The organism is Nitrosomonas oligotropha, assembly GCF_900106555.1.
Classification (GTDB): Bacteria; Pseudomonadota; Gammaproteobacteria; order Burkholderiales; family Nitrosomonadaceae; genus Nitrosomonas; species Nitrosomonas oligotropha_A.
In genome coordinates this window covers 1-18,601 of record NZ_FNOE01000041.1, presented here as the reverse complement: position 1 = coordinate 18,601, position 18,601 = coordinate 1, and the positions used below count along the sequence as shown (strand labels likewise).

The 18,601-nt window shown below is 45.0% G+C and carries 20 protein-coding genes and 1 pseudogene; 3 read left to right on the top strand and 18 right to left on the bottom strand.

Annotation, left to right across the window (positions count from 1 at the left end; translation table 11 throughout):
* Positions 1-35: 35 nt before the first annotated feature.
* From BLU57_RS14310 to BLU57_RS16730, 7 genes are all read right to left on the bottom strand, one after another.
* Positions 36-2,060 (bottom strand): DEAD/DEAH box helicase, encoded by a 2,025-nt coding sequence (locus tag BLU57_RS14310; RefSeq protein WP_442512593.1) that lies wholly within the window; start codon positions 2,058-2,060, stop codon positions 36-38.
* Between the two features lie 133 nt (positions 2,061-2,193).
* On the bottom strand, positions 2,194-2,709 hold the full coding sequence (locus BLU57_RS14300; protein WP_090322334.1) for an ATPase: 516 nt from the start codon (positions 2,707-2,709) through the stop codon (positions 2,194-2,196).
* A 124-nt stretch (positions 2,710-2,833) separates the two neighbouring features.
* Positions 2,834-4,495 (bottom strand): site-specific DNA-methyltransferase, encoded by a 1,662-nt coding sequence (locus tag BLU57_RS14295; RefSeq protein WP_090322324.1) that lies wholly within the window; start codon positions 4,493-4,495, stop codon positions 2,834-2,836.
* The gene (locus BLU57_RS14290; protein WP_090322321.1) at positions 4,492-6,141 is read right to left on the bottom strand and encodes an ATP-dependent nuclease; all 1,650 of its coding nucleotides are present in this window, start codon (positions 6,139-6,141) and stop codon (positions 4,492-4,494) included. The genes BLU57_RS14295 and BLU57_RS14290 overlap by 4 nt, the downstream gene beginning before the upstream one ends.
* On the bottom strand, positions 6,110-7,393 hold the full coding sequence (locus BLU57_RS14285) for a DUF2130 domain-containing protein (RefSeq protein WP_090322318.1): 1,284 nt from the start codon (positions 7,391-7,393) through the stop codon (positions 6,110-6,112). The genes BLU57_RS14290 and BLU57_RS14285 overlap by 32 nt, the downstream gene beginning before the upstream one ends.
* A 31-nt stretch (positions 7,394-7,424) precedes the next feature.
* Entirely contained in the window at positions 7,425-10,046 is a 2,622-nt protein-coding gene (locus BLU57_RS14280; protein ID WP_256206310.1) for an SNF2-related protein, read from the bottom strand.
* Positions 10,019-10,279, bottom strand: a complete 261-nt coding sequence (locus BLU57_RS16730; protein ID WP_256206309.1) for a hypothetical protein — start codon at positions 10,277-10,279, stop codon at positions 10,019-10,021. The genes BLU57_RS14280 and BLU57_RS16730 overlap by 28 nt, the downstream gene beginning before the upstream one ends.
* 276 nt (positions 10,280-10,555) lie before the next feature.
* Between BLU57_RS16730 and BLU57_RS14275 the strand changes: the two are divergent.
* Positions 10,556-11,167: pseudogene (locus BLU57_RS14275) on the top strand (LexA family protein).
* 153 nt (positions 11,168-11,320) lie between these two features.
* Here BLU57_RS14275 and BLU57_RS14270 read toward each other — a convergent pair.
* From BLU57_RS14270 to BLU57_RS14260, 3 genes are all read right to left on the bottom strand, one after another.
* Positions 11,321-11,800, bottom strand: a complete 480-nt coding sequence (locus BLU57_RS14270) for a hypothetical protein (protein ID WP_090322316.1) — start codon at positions 11,798-11,800, stop codon at positions 11,321-11,323.
* A gap of 183 nt (positions 11,801-11,983) precedes the next feature.
* Complete coding sequence (locus BLU57_RS14265; protein WP_090322314.1) at positions 11,984-12,259, bottom strand: type II toxin-antitoxin system RelE/ParE family toxin; 276 nt, start codon at positions 12,257-12,259, stop codon at positions 11,984-11,986.
* Between the two features lie 3 nt (positions 12,260-12,262).
* On the bottom strand, positions 12,263-12,505 hold the full coding sequence (locus tag BLU57_RS14260) for a CopG family ribbon-helix-helix protein (RefSeq protein ID WP_090322312.1): 243 nt from the start codon (positions 12,503-12,505) through the stop codon (positions 12,263-12,265).
* A gap of 55 nt (positions 12,506-12,560) precedes the next feature.
* Between BLU57_RS14260 and BLU57_RS14255 the strand changes: the two genes are divergently transcribed.
* A complete protein-coding gene (locus BLU57_RS14255; protein ID WP_256206308.1) occupies positions 12,561-12,764 on the top strand; it encodes a DUF4113 domain-containing protein in 204 nt (67 codons plus the stop codon).
* Between the two features lie 130 nt (positions 12,765-12,894).
* Positions 12,895-13,251, top strand: a complete 357-nt coding sequence (locus tag BLU57_RS14250) for a hypothetical protein (protein ID WP_090322307.1) — start codon at positions 12,895-12,897, stop codon at positions 13,249-13,251.
* A gap of 374 nt (positions 13,252-13,625) precedes the next feature.
* Here the strand turns inward: BLU57_RS14250 and BLU57_RS14245 are convergent, their stop codons facing one another.
* The 8 genes from BLU57_RS14245 to BLU57_RS14210 form a co-directional block, all read right to left on the bottom strand.
* Positions 13,626-14,249, bottom strand: coding sequence for a DUF6988 family protein (locus BLU57_RS14245; RefSeq protein WP_090322305.1), 624 nt, complete (start codon positions 14,247-14,249; stop codon positions 13,626-13,628).
* Between the two features lie 111 nt (positions 14,250-14,360).
* Positions 14,361-14,738: a type II toxin-antitoxin system death-on-curing family toxin gene (locus BLU57_RS14240; RefSeq protein WP_256206307.1), complete on the bottom strand. Its 378-nt coding sequence runs from the start codon at positions 14,736-14,738 to the stop codon at positions 14,361-14,363.
* A gap of 2 nt (positions 14,739-14,740) precedes the next feature.
* Entirely contained in the window at positions 14,741-14,971 is a 231-nt protein-coding gene (locus BLU57_RS14235) for a hypothetical protein (protein WP_090322300.1), read from the bottom strand.
* Between the two features lie 181 nt (positions 14,972-15,152).
* Positions 15,153-16,148 (bottom strand): DUF5677 domain-containing protein, encoded by a 996-nt coding sequence (locus BLU57_RS14230; protein ID WP_090322298.1) that lies wholly within the window; start codon positions 16,146-16,148, stop codon positions 15,153-15,155.
* 44 nt (positions 16,149-16,192) lie between these two features.
* Entirely contained in the window at positions 16,193-16,789 is a 597-nt protein-coding gene (locus tag BLU57_RS14225; RefSeq protein ID WP_143026997.1) for a hypothetical protein, read from the bottom strand.
* A 179-nt stretch (positions 16,790-16,968) separates the two neighbouring features.
* On the bottom strand, positions 16,969-18,063 hold the full coding sequence (locus BLU57_RS14220) for a tyrosine-type recombinase/integrase (RefSeq protein WP_090322294.1): 1,095 nt from the start codon (positions 18,061-18,063) through the stop codon (positions 16,969-16,971).
* Positions 18,039-18,233, bottom strand: coding sequence for a MerR family transcriptional regulator (locus BLU57_RS14215; protein WP_090322291.1), 195 nt, complete (start codon positions 18,231-18,233; stop codon positions 18,039-18,041). The genes BLU57_RS14220 and BLU57_RS14215 overlap by 25 nt, the downstream gene beginning before the upstream one ends.
* Positions 18,230-18,601, bottom strand: a 372-nt coding sequence (locus tag BLU57_RS14210; RefSeq protein WP_143026996.1) for a hypothetical protein, incomplete at its 5' end; no start/stop codon positions are given. The genes BLU57_RS14215 and BLU57_RS14210, both read right to left, overlap by 4 nt.

The window sequence follows — 18,601 nt, the reverse complement described above, 5'->3', positions numbered from 1 at the left end:
GAAGCGCAGAACCAGAGGTCAAAACCTCTTTTTTATTAACCTAATTGGTACACTCTTCGCCCGCTATTTGGTACCTTTTTACTCCGCCATTGACAACCACCAGCGCCCAATGTTATTTCATCTCGCTGACTGGTACGCAGGTGCTGTATCCATAGCTCATCGGATACCGCTGGATATTTCAATGTATCCAGTTTTAGAGTGAATGGCCTAAAACCAGCTTTCACTTCTCCCTTGGGCACAACTAGAATGCGTGGAATATCAATTGTCTGCTGGGTTACTAATTCCACCGTTTTAGCCACAACGGCTGCAAAATCAGGCAGTTCTGTCACCCCTTCTAACTCCAGCTGTATAGGGCGATGTTGTTCTTGCACTGCCTTAACGATAGCAGCCTGGACTTCCGGGTTTTTTAAGTGCGCCAATGTAGGCACGGCCCTCGGTTGATTCTCCATCTTGCGGATAACCTCAAAAGCAATTTGCGCCACTTTTTGCTCTTCCGGTTTGGGGAAAAGAGGGGGCACATTTTGCCCCGCAATTTGTGTGCTAGCCGTTGTATCTGCTGGCTTTATTCCCAATTGGGTTGCAACTTGGGATTGTGAAACGATCGTTGCTGTTTTTTGATCGAGTTCATCATTATCCAGTACCACTGTCTTCAGATGAATGGCGGAATCAGGTCGATTCGCTTCATCGATTATTTCCTGAAACTTATCATGTGCCACAATATTCAGCCTATCCACCGCCGTTACACCTGTGCGCTTACCATAAGGCAGCCGTAACCCACGACCGATGGATTGTTCAATCAAGGTACGTGCATTAGCAGCACGTAGCGGCACAATAGTATAGAGATTGGTTACGTCCCAGCCTTCTTTCAGCATATTGACGTGAATAACGATCTCAGTCGACTCTTCAGTGTGTTCCACTTTCAATAACCGCTCAATCATTTCTTCCTCATCCGCACCGGTTCGGCTTGAATCAACCTGAATGACCTTGTCTTTGTAGCGCCCTTCGAAGAAACCATCGGACTGGATCAACGCTAATAACTGTCCGGCATGAGTCGTGTCACGTGCAATCACCAGCAGGAATGGCTTAACAATAGGATTGCTGGTTTCTCTGGCGTAAGTTTCCAACTCGACTTTTACGCTTTCGTGCAACCGCATCCCATCTTCCAGTTTCATGCGTTCGATTTCTTCTGGCGACATACCAGCCGGGTTAAAATTCTTGCGCGTCACCACGGCGGGTTCTTTTACAAAACCGTCTTCCATCGCCATACCCAATGGATAATCGAGGATTACGTTCTTGAAGGGTACAGCGCCTTTAGTTCCTTCTGCAAAGGGAGTAGCTGTCAGCTCTAATCCAAGAATCGGTTTCAGCTCATTGATTGCCCTGATGCCAGCACTGGCGCGGTAGCGATGCGATTCATCCATCAAAAGCACCAGGTCGGGTAGTCCGGCCAGATAGTCGAAATAACTTTCGCCAATATATTCAGATAATCGTTTGATGCGCGGAGCTTTGCCACCCCGTACCTCAGAATTGATTTTGGAGATATTGAAAATATTGATACGCACGCCACCAAAGAGTGTGCCACTGGCCGGATCATGCTGATTGTAATTGTCGCCTGTGATGATGGCAGGCGCATCAATGGCAAATTCCGAGATACCCTTGAACACATATTTCGGATGTGTGCGGTCACTGAAATCCGTGATCAGTTTGTTGTAGATCGTCAAATTCGGTGCCAGCACAAAGAAATTGTTGATACCGTGCGCCAAATGCAGAAAACTGATAAATGCGCCCATTAATCGGGTTTTGCCCACACCTGTAGCCAATGCAAAGCACAGTGATGGAAACTTGCGTTCGAAATCTGTGACTGATGGAAATTCGCTGCGGATAATCTCCAGCGTTGCCAGAAGATCTCTATCTTTTCTTGGCGGAGTAATCTCAGTGATCCGATCCAGAATTTCTAACGAACGGCGCTGCGGCGCACGCAAGCTGAGACGTCCGGCAATGGCATTGACATGACGATTCATCGCGGTTTTTGTTCTCCGCTTGGCTTTATATGCACACATTTACCATTCCGCAAGACGACAAGCTCAGTGTTCGTACTGACGGCTAATTGTCTCGCCCGCTGAGCAGCACGGCGGATTGCAGCCAAAGAACCCGCCAAATCCGGATCTTTTGCCAGCTCTATACTTTTCTGGTTCATGCCTTTTCTCCCCAATTAATCAGTACCGGCTCATCACCTGCATTGTCATACAACGCCCAAGCATCGACTGCATCCCGATAAACTTGCTCAAAATTTCGTAACCCCGCTGCAAAACGCCTGCGGATAACCTCGCTCGGCACATCATGACCGCCCTGGCGCACACGTTCCGCCACACGATCAATGGCCATTTGTGAATTTGGCAACGACAAGAAAAACAGCGTGACATGATAACCGGCCTCGCGCCAGCGGCGAATCCGATGCGCATAAGTCAATCCAGAAAGCGTAGTCTCGAATGCAAAACTTTCACCGCGCTCTTCAAGCTCTTTAATGCTTTCCAACATAATACGAGCCGCCTTCATCGCAGCTACATCCGGTGCAAACGGCGACAAACCCGCCGCAATCAAATCTGCGTTCACGAACTTTGGACAACCCGCTTCATTGGGCAAAAATTCCCGGGCAAAGGTCGTTTTTCCAGCTCCATTCGGCCCAGCAATGATGATAATTTTCTTCATGACAAAGACCAACAGGAAGAAATGGGATGTTTGAAATTTCCACTCACTTGCGGTGCAATTTTTGAATAAACGGGCACACGTGATTTAACAGTTACCGCAGAATGATTTAATGTCCTCACAAAGATCATTCCATTTCCTCATCAAACAATCCACTTTGTACCGAATTCGCGGCACTATGTCCCTTTGTTTTTTCTACTTGTTGTGGAGGAGGTGGGGCTTTGGGGAGATTTTCTACTCGCAACGAATAATCATCATGTCCCCATTCACAGCGTGACAACACCTGCTTAGGGATTTTCTTCACGGTGAGATTCGCATACTCGCCGCGCCCACGGAAAGCAGTGCACAATACCAACAGACTGCGTTCAGAGCCGACTTCATCGGAAAGCTGTTGCAACTGCTCGTGGTTCAGGTTCGCCGTGGTGACGTATAGAAAATCCCGTTCGGTGGAATACCCGTGCATCCAGTAATGCACTCCGGAAGGCGCATAGGTGAATCCTTCCAGCTTGCATAAGGCCTGCGCCAGCATCTCGGCATTGTATTCCTTGTTGATGATCCACTGCCCATAAGCATCCTGCCGCAACAAGCTGGGCGCGAGTTTGTAATAGCGGAAACCACCGCCCCCTTGCCAATTCACTGCCTTGCTGATGCCGCCTTGGTCTTCACCGTCGATGATCTTTTGTAAACGCGGGATGATATGTGTGTGGCAGTGCTCACCCAACTCGATCATGATCCAGCGACGCCCCATTTTGTGCGCAACTGCACCGGTGGTACCGGAACCGGCGAAGGAATCGAGAACGAGGTCGTTGGGGTTGGTGGCGAGGCTTAGAACACGCTCAAGCAAACGCTCCGGCTTAGGTGTTGCAAACAAATCTTCGCCAAATATTCCTCGCATTTCCTTCTTGGATTCGTCATTGTGGCCTACCTCGTCATACGTCCAAATAGTTGTGCTTGGTATGGTGTCCGTTACCTCGGATAGGAACCGCTTGTATGCAGGGCGAGCATCCCCATCAACTCCGAACCAGATTCGGTTATCGGCTATAAGTTCAGCAAATTTTTCTTTCGTGTACCGCCAGCTTGTCCCTGAGGGCGGCATAACTTCACGCCCTGACGGTAACTTGACAGGAAAAATCGCATAATCCCGAGCCTCATTGCGAAGAACGTCACTTGCTTTCCACGGGCCGCGAGGATCATTGTCACGGTTTGTATATCGCCCCGTTTGCTTCTCCGTCTTCGGAAGGCGCCTAAGGTTAAATCGGTCAAGTTGCTTTGCGACTACCAAGACAAAGTCATGGGACTCAGAAAAATATTTTGAGTCAGATTTTGGTGCGTACTTTTTTTGCCAAATTACGGTAGCCACAAAATTTGCACGACCAAACACCTCATCGCACAACACCTTCAGGTAATGCGCCTCGTTGTCATCAATGGTTATCCAAAGCGAGCCATCCTCCGCCAACAGGTACCGGATAATCTCCAGCCGATCGCGCATCAACGACAACCAAATCGAATGTTCTACCCCATCATCGTAGTGCGTGAACGCGCTTCCGGTATTGTAAGGTGGATCAATAAAAACGCGCTTCACCTTCCCCGCAAACTCCGCCTCCAGCGCCTTCAATGCCAGCAGGTTGTCACCGAAAATCAGCCGGTTATCGAAGATATCGTTATCCGATACCCGATGCTTCGCGTGATAACTCTTCGCCGGGTCTTCCAGCAAAATGCGCGGCTCCAGCTTGGGCCGATTTTCCTTGCCAATCCAGGTGAGTTCAAGTTTTTGTTTTTTGCTAGTCATACCGTTTCAATCTTGTGTGCATTTTTCCAACATGCTTTTAAAACACTGAAGATGATAGACATCTGATTCTCAAAGTCCGTCTGCGTGATCTCCCTTGCCACTTTTTTTGCGAGATTACGCTTTTGGTGAGGTTTAATTTTGTCTGCTGTTTTCCATGGCACTGGATAGTAATTTTCAATCTGGGCATCAGGCAACACATAGAGTTGGTTGCGTATTTCAAGCTGCGAATTCTGCGCTTTGAAAACTCTGAAGCTCTCAACTTTATCTTGATGTGGCGCATCACAAAGAATGATGACCCGATCGCCATAAATGGGGCTCTTATCAAGAGGTCTAAAAATGAGATTAAGCGCCTCCATGTTGGAACTTAACCGATCATGATCTCCTTCGGCAGCTACAACCTGAATGGCTGGTTCGTTTTTGTAAAAGCGATTGATTATGCCATTCAAGAAATCCTTCTCGCTTGGCCCCTCAACCAACATAAAGTTAGCTGGAAAAAGAAGGTCTGCTGGATTGCCGCCAAGCAGTTCATAAACAACCTCATGTTTATCCTCAATAACATGTGAAACAACGGTCTGTTTTTCAACTTTCTGTGCCTTAAAGATTTTTTGCTTTGAATGCTCGTCCGCGATCAATACTGATGAATGCGTAGTCACAAATACTTGATCAGCCCCTTGAGATAGCTCTATCAACGCAGCTTTGAGTTGCCGTTGCGCAGCAGGATGCAAGTGAAGCTCTGCTTCATCAATGAAAAATATAAAAGCTCGCCCTAGAGCATCCTCGCGACGAAAATCTGCAAATGTCTTGATGATGGCCAACATCAATGCACGTTGCATACCGTCCCCTTTTTCTTCGGCGGTCGTTTGAATGCCATCATCAATTTTGGTCTGATAGTTTTTTAGAAGCTCTTCAAATTGCGGCTCATTGACAATGAATTCAACTTTTATACAATCAGGGAATTGTTGAGCTAGATGAAGTTTTACCTTTTCGCTAAGGCCATTAAGCGTTTGCCTAATGCCGGAATCATCCGCCTGAAATAGCCTCTCAAAACTTGATCTGAATTCTCTATATGATTCGTCCTTTTCCAACACCTCTTCAACAACAGCACTCAACATCTGACCGATAGGAGTTGTATTTTTAAACTGTGAAACCTCCTTCAAGCTTTTTGTAGCCTCGACAAACTCGAACCTCGGAATGCAGTTATTGAATGCACTGTCTGCCCCAGCAGGTTGTTTCTTCCACTCATTTGTGGATGGATGATATAGCAATCTGTCTTTGACCGACTTCGAGGATCGGCGTACACGCATATCAGTTGCATCACCCAGAATATTTTTTAACTTTGTCTGATTTTCTGAATTTGTAATGCGTGAAATGCCGTCCTGAATATCAGAAAATTTAATTTCAACGAAAAACTCATCCTCATTACCACAACCGTTATGCTTAATTTCCCGCATGTCGCCCTTACCGGTGTAGAACCACTCAACCGCCTCAAAGAGATTTGTTTTTCCATGGTTGTTTTGCCCAACAAAAACATTAAATTCCGCAACATCAATCTCAGCATGTTTAATCGAGCGAAAATTTTCGATAGTTATTTTTGATATCCGCATTGCCATGCCCTCATTGTTCAACCGTTCTATCTTCAAGTGCATGGAAACTCAACCCTTCAATCTCCTGCAACGACTTCCCCGCAATTCCCTGCAAGTCGCCGTACATTCCAACCGTTGCCCCCATCACCCGCTCAATCTGCTCTTCGCGCTTAGCCCACTGCTTCATAATCGCTTTGCGCTCCTTGTCCAGGTCTTCCTGCATGGTGGAGAAGGCTTCAACAATGGCTTCCACACGTTGACGGAAACGCGGGCCGGTGAGGTACTGGTAAACCATTTCAGTTTTAGTTTGCTGACCTTCGGATGACTGGCGTGCCAGAGCAACTTCCAGCAATGATTGGCGTAATATCATAGCTACCGGTAGAGCAGCACGCGGATGCGTGACCCAGACACCTTCGACCAATTCGAAGGTTTCAACGCCTTTCGGCAAAATCTGACTCACGATTACAGCGATTTCTGCCTTTGCAGTTCGCTGATCATCGCGCAGTTTTACCAACCACGTGTCGCTCCAGTTCTTGGTGCGTTTGAATTCCCACAAAATGGTGCCTCCAGGCTGACCACCTGTACCGACAACTCGGTGCAGCACATCTCCGCCGTATTCTCCCTTGGGCACTGGTTCAATCGTATCGAAAGGAAATTTGCTACGCAGAAGATTCTCCAGTTCAAGTTCCTGTACTTCACCTTGTAGTTGCTGAGAACCCTGTTCAGCCCTACGCTTAAGATCTTCGATCTGCTTCTGCATCGCGGCAATGGTTTGTTCCTTTTCCATCACTTTGAGTTTCTGCTCGTCTTCAGCTTCTTTTTTTGCGAGCGTGCGGACTTCGATCAATCCATCCTGCACTCGCTTTTCTACGGTCAGTTCCAGTTCGCGCTTGGCATCATCGAGTTCACGCTGTTTCTTGATAAGTTCGGCTTGTGCTTTCTGCGCTTCCGCCAATTTTTCGTCGCGGGATTTTAGCACTTCTTGTAATTCGGTCAGTTCACGTGCTTTGTTTTCCAGCTCGGCAGCACTAGCCAGTTTAGCTTTCTTGGATTCTTCCGCAATCACGCGAGCACGCTCTGCTTTCAACTGCTCTGCCACTTGATCGGCTACTTGATCTTCAAACTTACGCTTGTCTTCTGCCAGTTGCTTTTCTTTTTCACGCATGGCTTGTTCGCGCTGGATAATTTCGCTGTCTTTTTGCGCCAGTCGTTGCTCAAACTGCCTACGCGTGGATTCGATCAGCGGAGCCGCCAATGATTCGGTGAGCTTGATTTCTGTTTTGCAGTTAGGGCAGGTGATCGTTGGTTCTGTCATAACAATGTTTCTCCTGTTTATATAGCTATGGCTATGAAATAGTCCAGCGTATCGAAAATAATTGATCGGATCGAGTACTCTGATTCATTTTCCCTTCTATCACCGAAATTAATGCTTCACGTTGCTTATCCACCTGATTCTGTGCATCAAAGAGTGAGCGTCGCTTAAGATTGCGCTGTGCCTCTAACGACTTGATCAGTTTTTGTCCAGAGAGCTTTTCTTCCAGAGTCAGCGCAGTCACCGCAGAGCGGCGTGCCTCCTTAATTTGACGGTCAATTTCTTTAATTTCTCTTTCCAGGCCAACCTTCAGATCATCTGCCCAGCCATCCAATTTGTCTGCCTCAGCCTCGAAGAAACGGGCGTTGCGTTCTGAGATAGTGCGCTGTATTTCCAATTGGCGCTTTTGGGTTTGTACTTCCAGGGATGTGTTTTCTAAACCAGTCTGAACTTGGTTGATCACATTCCCAGGAAGTGTCAGTAGTCGTGCAGCAATTTCCTCATCCAATATTTGACCATCATCGGTTTCTGTTGCAAAAATAAGATGATCCTCCGCTTGATCGAGTGATTCAACACTAAAAAGCGAGAGGGTTAACCAGCCAGACTTGCCAATGAATTCTTCTAGTAATGTAACCTTGCCATCGTATTGCTGATAATCAAAATGAATTTCTGCCGGGGGCAGGGTACGCATTTTGGCCTGTGCAATGAGTGTTTCAGCAAGCGGATGGTTGAGGCGATAAAGATGCGCTTCACCGGATCGCCGTGGCAGTTCATATAATCCAACCGGAATTGTTGCAGCCTGCTCCGGGAAAGGCTGTTTCTGCAAGCGGAACGAGGAATCATCCAGAAACTCAGCGCGGCCATTGAGTTCATATTGGGTAAGTTGCATCAGCAAACGTTCGTAATGATTGAGGTATGCTTTAGATGCCTCGTCCCGCACTTTGAGTTTTTCACGCACCTCGTCATCAAAATTATCTAATAATTGTTGGCGCGTGCGTGTCATGGATTCATTGATTTCCAAGCTCAATTCGAGCTGGAGCTGATCAAAAGCTGTTTGAATTTCTTCCTGCATGCGGCAGTGCTGGTAGATGGCGGCTATGCGTTTTTCGAAATCCACACCCGATTCAATAGCTCCCAGCACTTCATCGCTGGCACCAAAGACACCTTCAAATAGCTTGAATTTTTCTGCCAATAATTCGAAAACGCGCTTGTCCGCAGCATTCTTGCGGTTAAGAAAGTTTACAACCACTACGTCATGCTTTTGTCCGTAGCGATGACAACGACCGATGCGTTGCTCAATGCGTTGCGGATTCCATGGCAAATCATAATTGACTACCAGTGAGCAGAATTGAAGATTGATACCTTCGGCACCGGCTTCCGTTGCGATCATGATGCATCCCTGTTCACGGAAATAATCGACCAGTGCCGAGCGCATATCTGCGGTGCGCGACCCTGTTACTCGGTCGGTGCCTTTGTGACGCTCAAGCCACTGATTGTAAATAACTTTGGATTGATCGTCGGTATTAGTGCCATTGAAAAGTACAATTCCTTCAGCAAATGGACTGTCTGCCAGTAAGCGCAATAAATAGTTTTGTGTGCGGCGTGATTCGGTGAAGATGATAGCTTTCTCGGCTGCGCCAAGTTCTTTTGCCTTGGCAAATGCAATACCCAGCGCTTTTAGCAGTGCCTTACCCTTGGCATTATGGTCTATTGAAATGGCAAGCGCGGCGAAAGCATCAAGCTCGGCAATTTCCAGTTCGAGAGCCACGCGATCATCCTCGGTGAGAAGTTCGGCGAGTTCGTCATCAGTCCATTCCTCGGCGGTTTCATCAAGTGCTTCGTAGTCCTGATCCAGTTCCTCTTCAAGCGATTCTACGGATTTCTGTTTGCCCAGCTTGCGTTTGAGTCGAGTTGAAATCGAAGTTAGCGCACCCGCAATGGCAAAGGTGGATGAGGCCAGCAACTTGCGTAACACCAGCGTCATCAGGGAACGCTGACTTGATGGAAGCGCTTGTAGATTGTCGCGTTGCAGATATTCTGAAACAAGGTGGTAAAGACGATCTTCGCTTTCTTCCGGAGTAAATTCCTCTACCAACGGCAGGCGCTTTGTGTATGGGATATAGGCAGTGACCTGGCGACGCAGGGTTCGATGACAAACCGGCTTGAGCCGAGCCTTGAGGGTTTGAAATACTTGTTCCTGATTCAAATTGGCAAATTGCTCGCGGAAACTTTTTAAATCACCGAAAGTATGTTCATCAATAAAACTCACCAATCCATAGAGTTCCAACAGCGAATTCTGTAGAGGGGTCGCGGTAAGCAGTAGCTTATGCTTCCCCGCCAATGCCATCTTCAATGTATTGGCTATGACATTGGATGGCTTATAAACATTGCGCAACCTATGTGCTTCATCAATAACAACCAGATCCCAGGGTATTGCATAAACATCTGCGGCCTTACTTTTTGCAAACTGGTATGAGCAAATTATGATTTCAGATGATTCAAATGGACGAAACTGGCCTTGTTTGATTGCAGCATTATAGGATTTTGCTTCGAGGATATAGCAGGGGAGAAAGAATTTCTCGTTCAACTCCTGGTGCCATTGTTTACGCAGGTTTGAAGGTGTAATGATCAAAATACGCCGTTTACGCTCACCCATTTTTGAGACAACACCAATCCAGCTTCAATAGTCTTGCCTAATCCAACTTCATCAGCCAGTAGCGCGCCTTTGGAAAGTGGCGAGTTAAAAGCAAACAAGGCTGCATCGACTTGATGCGGATTGATATCCACTTGAGCACTGGCTACTGCACCTGCTAATTTTTCAGCGCTATCTGTTGGAAAACGACGTGTTAGTTCGTGCGCAAAGTATTTTGCTTGGAAAGCTGTAATCATTAGCCGAAGTCTATCACCAAGTATTCCAATTCATATCGACCAGAATGATTTAAAAAGAATTAACGCTATTTTAAATATGTAGAAATGTACTGTACATATTCAGAATAATCCAATTGTGGGAGTTTATATCAGACTATTTCTTGGGGCTTGACCTTTATACAGGTTTACTTGCTCTTTACTGTTTAATCTTGATCATATTGGGTTGGTGCATTTGACATCACTATGGTCGTGTGTTTGAATGCTGTTTCACATATCTAACGTGGAGCCATTCGAAAAATGTCCAATCGTGGCGGGAAAAGAGAAAACGCAGGCAGGCCGCGTGGTCAGGGTAAATTCGGTGAACCGACAGTGACCATGCGCATACCGGAGAGCCAGACGGCAACCATCAAGGATTTCCTGGAAGCCTTGTAGCGTAAAAAGGCCAATGCAGCTGGGGATAATGCAGTTTCGGAAGTCGATGAATTCTTCATTCCCGAAATCAGCGATCAACCCACCTTGTTACCGCTTTTTGCCACCAAAGTGGCGGCAGGCTTTCCCAGTCCGGCGGATGATCATGTCGAGAAGCGTCTCGATGTCAGTGAATTCCTGATCGATCATGCCGCTTCGACGTTCTTTGTCACGATCAAGGGCGATTCGATGATTGATGTTGGTTTGCTGCCGGGAGATAAAGTGGTAGTGGATCGTTCCAAAACGCCCAATATCGGCGATATCGTCCTGGCCGTGGTAGATCGGGAATTCACCATCAAAATCCTGGATCATGGGGCAAACAAAATACCACGGCTGATACCCGCCAATTCCACTGGTGCTTACAAGCCGATTTACATTCGCCCCGATACCCAGTTCGAGATTTTTGGTGTCGTGACCGGATCATTCCGCCGGTTCAGATGACGACGTTATTGCCATGCTATGTGTTCTCAATCTGGAAACAACAGGCACTACATCGACCCAGGATCGCATTACCGAAATCGGCCTGATCCGTTATGTTAATAACAGAACAAGCATTTAATTTTATTTTGTTGGACGTGCGTTTTCAACACCTACTTAGCTTGGAGCTCCGCCTTGAACTGGCAATCCATGTAATTGTGGAGCAGCATCATCAAGAACGGATGAGTAACCACTTGGACGTTTTGGGCGATTACATTCTCGCAACGATTTATCTTCGATGTTTTTCATTAATTGTTCATTCACTTTTCTCAGCTTTTCATATTCTTGTTCATAATTTTTAAGCTCTTTCTGAAGCTCTCTTCGTTCATTGGCGCATGAGTTGAGCTTCTTATCAAGCCGATTCTGTTCTTCACTCAATTTCTCATCAAATGAATTCAGCAATTCTTTCATGTGGCGGGGCAGTAATACGATCCGGCGTCCGCGCCGCTCTTTGCCTTTGGATTCGCAGCGCACGACAGAGTGGTAGTTGATATTTTCAAGGAAAGTCAGGTCTTTTAGTAGTGGTGGTTGCGTATCTTCATTAACAAGATCAGCTTTGAAGACTTGTTCAATAATTTTCTCTTTCTTTTTAGGCATAAAATATCCTCTGAGTAAGCACCTATTAATAATTACGGCAACTTTCTCGTGGTATTAAGCACATTACTCAGGAATTACTTTATCCTGGAGATTTATTATCGATTAATTTAATTACAGTCACGAAAGAAAATATAGAAAATCGCGTAGTGGGTATCAGACTTTGATTAAAAAATGGTTTTCTGACTAACGATCCTCCCGGCCATGCCAGAGCCGCAAAATATAGATCGCTTCATCGGTTAGCTCGTACCGCAACTCATAATCGCCAATGATCATTCGGCGCACATCACGGGGCAAGAATTCTTCGAGTTTTATTCCAAGCTGCAGGTACTGAATCACCTGTTCCGCGCCTGCGATAAGCTGCCGAACTACTTGTGCTGCTGCGCGAGGGTTGATCGTGGCCAGGAATGCATGAAGCCGAACCAAGTCACGCTCAGTGCTCGTAGTCCATCGCAAGATCATTGCTTAAACTGATTGGTCGAGATTCTTGGTCCAGGCATCAACCGATGCATGATCGACAAGACGGCCAGCATCGACATCGGCCAATCCCTCCAGTGTAAGCTGATGGCGCTTGGTTTCTAGTTCGACCCAGGAAATCAGAGCCTGTTTGACTATCCAGCCTTTAGGACGATCCAATCGCTCGGCAAGTTGGTCAATTTGTTCGGCCAGTTCATTGGGGATATGGGCGGTTACCACGCGAGTATTCATCTTAATCAGAATAAATCAAAATTAATCAAAACTAATATAATAGTTGCATCGGCATTTGTCTATAGAGGGATCCCGGCAATACCGGCAAATCGATCTTTTCGGGTCTATCGATACCGATACCGATACCGATACCGATACCGATACCGATACCAGAGCCAGTCAACTGATGCGCGTCATGGATCAGATCAATACCCGCATGGGGCGAGGCACGCTAAAACTCGCATCCGAGGGATTCGAACAACCCTGGAAGATGAAATAAGGGAATAAAAGCCCTAATTACACTATGTGCTGGGATGAGTTGATCTGTGTCTTGAAATGAACGGTGTTTTTAACTTCAATTAGCAGCAACTCTTACCGTTCTTAACCAGCTTCTTCTGGATTAATTTACTATGAACGATAGAGCAGTAAAAATTGCCTACATGCTTGCAATCATCGGAGGCGCTGTTTTATGGCAAGCAACAGCAATCATAAGCGGTAAAACCGAAGCCTGGGATGCTTCATCCTACTGGACTGTGACCTATCCGCTTTCAATTATTTTAACCGGATGGCTCGGTTACCAATTTCCCGAAAAGCCGTGGCGCTGGGGATTCTCTGTCATGTTTGGGCAAGCGGGTATGATGATCCTGTCCAATTCAGATTATAGTTTATTGCCGTTGGGAGTGATTCTGTTTGGCTTGCTTGCATTACCCGCAGCAGGATTGGCACAGATAACTGCCAAGCTACGTTTGTCCAGCCAGAAACAATAAAGATGAATGCTGGTAGTCTAATCCCACAATTAACAGATTCCGCTGAAGGAATTCCATCGATGATTAATCGAATTATCCCAAATTTTTTTGATGGTATGATTGATGGTATTATGATTGTTATGTAACTGAGAGCGGCATGGATACTGGATATTTGGCGAAGGCGGGATTCGAACCTTGATCTATATTCGATATATCAATCATTTATTGTTTACCTCTGCTATTTTTGTGTCATTTTGAAGTATTTCTCTAAGTTTCAAAGATTTCATCAAACTTAGTGTAAGCTTTTTTAATTAAACCATCAAGATAGTTAAATCTTTGTCTTACTGTCTCGATAGAAGCTTTCATTGATAGGTGAGGTTGGGCAAGTAATTTCTTCACAAAGGTGGAGGCATGCAGTTTGGAAAGTTTGCGGCTAATTCTAGCACTTGCTTTTGCAGTGGTTGTAGACCGCTAAGGACGACTGATTGCATTGCGCAAATCATTGCTAACCCGTTGGTATTCCTCGTTACGCCCTGGATCAGCTTTATTGGATAGCCTTCATGGTGCCTTTGAATTGGATGTATTCCCGCGTGTACGTAGGAATTGAGCGCATTCCATGAATTCTGCTTAAACCTATTGAGTGCATCGTAAGCTTGCGATGGCGCCTTTTTTTCTATCGCGCTTATCATGTCAGCGATCTGCGGAATATTCTTAGCAGATAGTTCGTTTTCAAGCGTTAGGTTCGCAGATAATTTTGCAATCTTTTCCTCTGTGGCTGCATAAAGGAGCCACACTGAACGAACCAATGCCTCAAACTGAGCACGTTGAACTACCATGCCTGAAGGAAGTAGACCAGAACTAAAGAGCTTACGTGCTGCTTCCCAGTGTTCTAGAGCTATCGAGCACGCAACAGCACTTATCACAACACGAGGGGAGTCATCAAACAATGGTAAGTCGATGAGCTGATAAAGCTCAAAGGAGAGCTTGTCAGATTCTAAGAATATTGGATCAAGTACCATGCACATCAAACAATGTAATATATACGAGATTCAGTCAATTAATTAATGCTAAATTAATCAAAGACTGATTTCTGAAGTTATCAGCTCAAGTTTGAGCTACTACTTATATCTTTATGGTGCTTTGATTACCAGTTTTCTTAACCATGGTTCAAGGTGAGCCAAATCAAATGTACTTGTTTCAAGCATTTGCATCATATCGGCGTAAATAATCATAGATTCACCGTTGATTCGATAACCATTCATACGAAGGAAAATATCGGTAGCTGCAAATGCTACTCTTTTGTTGCCATCTACAAAGGGGTGATTGATAGCCAAACTCTCCATCAGCGCTGCTGCTTCTGCCACTATATCAACATAGAAGCCAGATTGAAGGCGAAATAAAGCGGATTCAAGTGTTCCGGAATCACGGATACCATATGTTCCACCGTAACGCTGAATTAATATTGAATGGATTGCCAGTATATCGGGAACAGTCAGGTACTCTTTCAACGTTATTTAGCTAATTCACGATAGAGCTGATCAAATTCGCTTAGGCTGTGCGCAAAAGCATCCATCGCTTGACGACGAGGTTGGCCTTTTTCTTTACGTTCGATATATTCCCGCAGAGCTTCATCAAGTATTTCTTGAATAGGACGCCCCTCAGATTCGGCAATTTTTCGAAGTGCGCTCAGCACTTCCGGTGCAGCTTGAGAAGAAAATTTTTCGCGGGTTGCGGAAGGCATGAAATATCACCATATCCTGATGTTTTTGAGAGTTTTATGATACGCTAAAGATTGTTTTCTTATCAATGTATTTGTAGCCCCCCATGTTACTTGAACGGGGAACATGCGGGTTTGCATTTTGGATGGAATTATTTCTAAATGATAATATATTTATAACGCCGAGTTCAGCGGCAACGACATGTTATATTGCTTCTTCTACAGCGAGAAATGATTCTCCTACTTCTCGTACATAATGCTCAATTATTTTTAAAAATAATACTGAATCACTGTAATCCAATTTATTACTTTCGTTTTCAATATAAGATGTTATGAAGATCGATGTAATTGTAGATAGGCTTATTGCAGTAAAATGAGCCGGATCAGTAAATCCAGAATTCGATTGCCCAGAAAGTAATGCATCGAATTTTGCTTCCCTCATTCCAAGCAATGAAGCCATTTCAAAGTAATCTGAATGTATATTTCGACTTGCTAGCTTGTAATTATGGGACCATTTCCCCAAACCTACATGGTCACGAAGTTTACCAAATTGGCTTGCACCGGCGTACTTTCGAGCCCAGTGCCAATTTTCCTCTCCGCCGCTAAACTCCGCTTTTAACTCCTTAGCTCTCTCAACCTCTTCATCAGTAAAGGTTTCACAGCGCATTTCTGCAGCTGTCTTTTTATGTTCTTCTATACCTTCTGCGTTTTTAACCATACCGTGCTTAATATAGTCAATAGCCGCTTCTCTGCCGTGTTTTTTTATTACCAAGCAAGTAACAACCATTTCAAATAATGTTCGCCAGCGTGCTAATGCAGCGTCAGGATATCCGCCCTCTAGCAGATGAATGATTTCCCCACTAATTCGGCATGCATGCGCATGCTGCCTCATGAACACACCAATGAGTTCGTCATTTTCAAACTCAGGAATGCCTAAAATTAACTTTTGGAAACTCATCCCTGCTTCTAAACAAACTGCCCTTAAGGCACGCAGTTTTCTAAAACCAACAGCCCAGCGTAATCTATTTCTCTTTATAAATTCGTCATTATCTGATACCACACGAGAAATCTCTTCCTCTTCATTTTCTTCCAAGCTCTCAATTATCTTTTTTGCAGAATTTTCTATTACCAATTCAATTTCGGTTCTATTTCCATCAACAATAAGATCTTCATCCATAAGCTTTAAAATATCTCTAAACACTGTTCCCTCCGACGAACGGAAAATATGTCCGCTGACTTGGATTGTTAGGCTTTATTTTCGATCATGCTTAAATGCTTTTCTCTATGAAAAATGATAAGCGCTCCAAGGCAAGCAATTCCTATCACAAACATAGTTTTTATTTTTTTCTCAACCAACGTTGTTTTTAATTCGTCGTTCTGCTCTAGGTACGATATTGCTTCTTCTTGAGACTCGAAGAGTTTCTTTCCTTCATCCAAAGGGTGGCTAGTATCCATAATTTTCTGCAAAAATGCCTGAACGACAAGTTCACCGGACATGTTCGCAATTCCAACAAAGAGGTTCCCACTACTTATCTTGTTTAATATATTAAATATGGTTTCCGAGTTTTCTTGAATCGTAAAAGGTGACGCTTGGTGAGCCAAATTATTTCTTAGTTTTCGCAAGCAATGCATGCAGTTGACTAGATCTTCAGGGAGAATTTGGCAAACATATGCAATATCCAGTTTGGCAGACAGTGTGCCAAACGCACCCTTTCCGTCAAATATCTCTTTTTTTAGACTCTTGCTTGTATCTTTTAGCAAGCGCGATTTGAACATTGTAGTAAGCTCTTCATCCAACATCGAAACCCCAAGCAGAACACATCCTCTGTCGGCTTCGGCCATAAGCAGAGAGTAAGCGCGCTCAAAAAACTCTTGTGAATCCTGGTGTTCGAATAGAGATACCAATGTCTATTTCCTTTCAAATCAATTGCTGGCTATCTATCATAGAACACTATTGAACAAATATAACTAAATTCCATTTACCAGATTTGCCCGCTTTGGCGAGACAAGTAGCGCAAGAACTAAGATTTAACTTGTTTCTGCGGAATATATCGTCCATAGCTCTTTCTAATCTGCCCCCAATCCTTATGTCCCATTTCCTCAGCAACCTGCATGTGATGTCCGCCTCTTGAAAGCATTGTGGAAGCGAAAGTGTGGCGGGTTTGATAAGGATTGCGATATTTAATACCGGCCCGTTCCAGTGCCGGAATCCAAACTGTTTTACGAATGGCTTGATCGTCTTTCCAAGGTTTGTTGTGGCGTGGATTATGAAAAACAGTATCATTTAGTTTTGCAGTATGAATTTGTTGCCTGCGCAAAGCTTCTCTGGCTTTTGGTTGAAGTGTAATTGTGCGTTCTCCTGATTTGGTTTTAGTCCCTTTCAGGTGATTTCGCACATTTGCAACCCTGACATGGATGCAGTTTTGCTCAAGATCGACATCCTGCCAGCGTAAGGCAATCAGTTCGGAAGTTCTGAGTCCCGTCCAGAACGCAAACTGAATCAGGTTTCTTTCTTGTCCTGCAAGTTCATTTAAAATACTTGCGACTTCATGGGGTGTGAAGGGTTGGGGTTCTCGCGTATGGATCGGAAGATTTTTTACATGATCAAGCGGGTTTTTGGCGATGATTTCATCATGGTACATTTCGTCATATAACTGACGCATAGGAATCAGAATGTTGTTTTTGCGTTTGTTAGAGCAAGGAAGTTCAGCCAACCACTCTTTAACTTTGAGCGCAGTGAGTTCATCAATTGCTAGATCGCCAAATGTTGGAATCAAATGGTGATAAATTGCGCTTGTGTAGTCGCGTAGTGTGCTTGGTTGACATCGGGATTGGGCACGTTGTAGCCAATCTATTAGACCTTCGCGAATAGTGTATCGATCTGGCCGGGTTTTTCGGAATTCCTTTGCTTTTTTGCTATCTGGGAAATGCTCGCCATAATCGAAAATTCCCATGCTGATTTCGAAAAGGATTGTTTGCCGTTTTAGAATCAGTTGTTTTTGCGCGGCTTTAGTGGGTGGAATTGGAATAGTTTCCCGACAACGCACACCCTGATAGGTGAACGCGATCTGAGCGCTATTGCCTCGAATCGTTATGCCTCGATGCCTTGCATCCATGCGTAAGCTGCCTTTGCGATGATGAAGATTCGGCCGTTTGGCGCTTTGTTCCAGTGAATTTTGTATCGCCATTGTCCTTTCTTGATATATTGCCGAATAGCTTCTTCAGTTAAGCCGGTTAATTCAGCAAACTTTTTGATCGTTACTAATATATGTTCGGAGTGGCTCATTTTTTCACCTCCCCATCATTATCGGCGATATGCTTGGCTACATGCTTTTCAACTTCCGCTTGATCCTCGATCAAACCCTTATCCACTACTTTGCGCTTGCCCATGACCACCGCCCAGAAACTGCCAAGTTTTTGAGTGATGGCATAGCCCACGCTTTTAGTTTCGCTGTATCCAGTCGTCTCCGGGCAAACATCCTGAAAATTAAGGCCTAGAATTTTTTCATAGCGGCGATAGGTTAGCGGATTGTGTAGTATCTTAAGAACGCGCCATCCGAAGTATTGCCCCATGATCAAAGCGCCTAATGCGCTTTCAAGCGTGGTGCCAACGCCTCTGAATTCTTTGATATTCTTTAAAATAATTTGCTCTTG

Bases quoted from the DNA above. Each gene is read 5' to 3' on its own strand.
- BLU57_RS14310 (WP_442512593.1), bottom strand. From the start codon at position 2,060: ATGTGTGCATATAAAGCCAAGCGGAGAACAAAAACCGCGATGAATCGT.
- BLU57_RS14300 (WP_090322334.1), bottom strand. From the start codon at position 2,709: ATGAAGAAAATTATCATCATTGCTGGGCCGAATGGAGCTGGAAAAACG.
- BLU57_RS14295 (WP_090322324.1), bottom strand. From the start codon at position 4,495: ATGACTAGCAAAAAACAAAAACTTGAACTCACCTGGATTGGCAAGGAA.
- BLU57_RS14290 (WP_090322321.1), bottom strand. From the start codon at position 6,141: ATGCACTTGAAGATAGAACGGTTGAACAATGAGGGCATGGCAATGCGG.
- BLU57_RS14285 (WP_090322318.1), bottom strand. From the start codon at position 7,393: ATGACAGAACCAACGATCACCTGCCCTAACTGCAAAACAGAAATCAAG.
- BLU57_RS14280 (WP_256206310.1), bottom strand. From the start codon at position 10,046: ATGGGTGAGCGTAAACGGCGTATTTTGATCATTACACCTTCAAACCTG.
- BLU57_RS16730 (WP_256206309.1), bottom strand. From the start codon at position 10,279: ATGATTACAGCTTTCCAAGCAAAATACTTTGCGCACGAACTAACACGT.
- BLU57_RS14270 (WP_090322316.1), bottom strand. From the start codon at position 11,800: ATGCCTAAAAAGAAAGAGAAAATTATTGAACAAGTCTTCAAAGCTGAT.
- BLU57_RS14265 (WP_090322314.1), bottom strand. From the start codon at position 12,259: ATGATCTTGCGATGGACTACGAGCACTGAGCGTGACTTGGTTCGGCTT.
- BLU57_RS14260 (WP_090322312.1), bottom strand. From the start codon at position 12,505: ATGAATACTCGCGTGGTAACCGCCCATATCCCCAATGAACTGGCCGAA.
- BLU57_RS14250 (WP_090322307.1), top strand. From the start codon at position 12,895: ATGAACGATAGAGCAGTAAAAATTGCCTACATGCTTGCAATCATCGGA.
- BLU57_RS14245 (WP_090322305.1), bottom strand. From the start codon at position 14,249: ATGGTACTTGATCCAATATTCTTAGAATCTGACAAGCTCTCCTTTGAG.
- BLU57_RS14235 (WP_090322300.1), bottom strand. From the start codon at position 14,971: ATGCCTTCCGCAACCCGCGAAAAATTTTCTTCTCAAGCTGCACCGGAA.
- BLU57_RS14225 (WP_143026997.1), bottom strand. From the start codon at position 16,789: ATGGCCGAAGCCGACAGAGGATGTGTTCTGCTTGGGGTTTCGATGTTG.
- BLU57_RS14220 (WP_090322294.1), bottom strand. From the start codon at position 18,063: ATGGATGCAAGGCATCGAGGCATAACGATTCGAGGCAATAGCGCTCAG.
- BLU57_RS14215 (WP_090322291.1), bottom strand. From the start codon at position 18,233: ATGAGCCACTCCGAACATATATTAGTAACGATCAAAAAGTTTGCTGAA.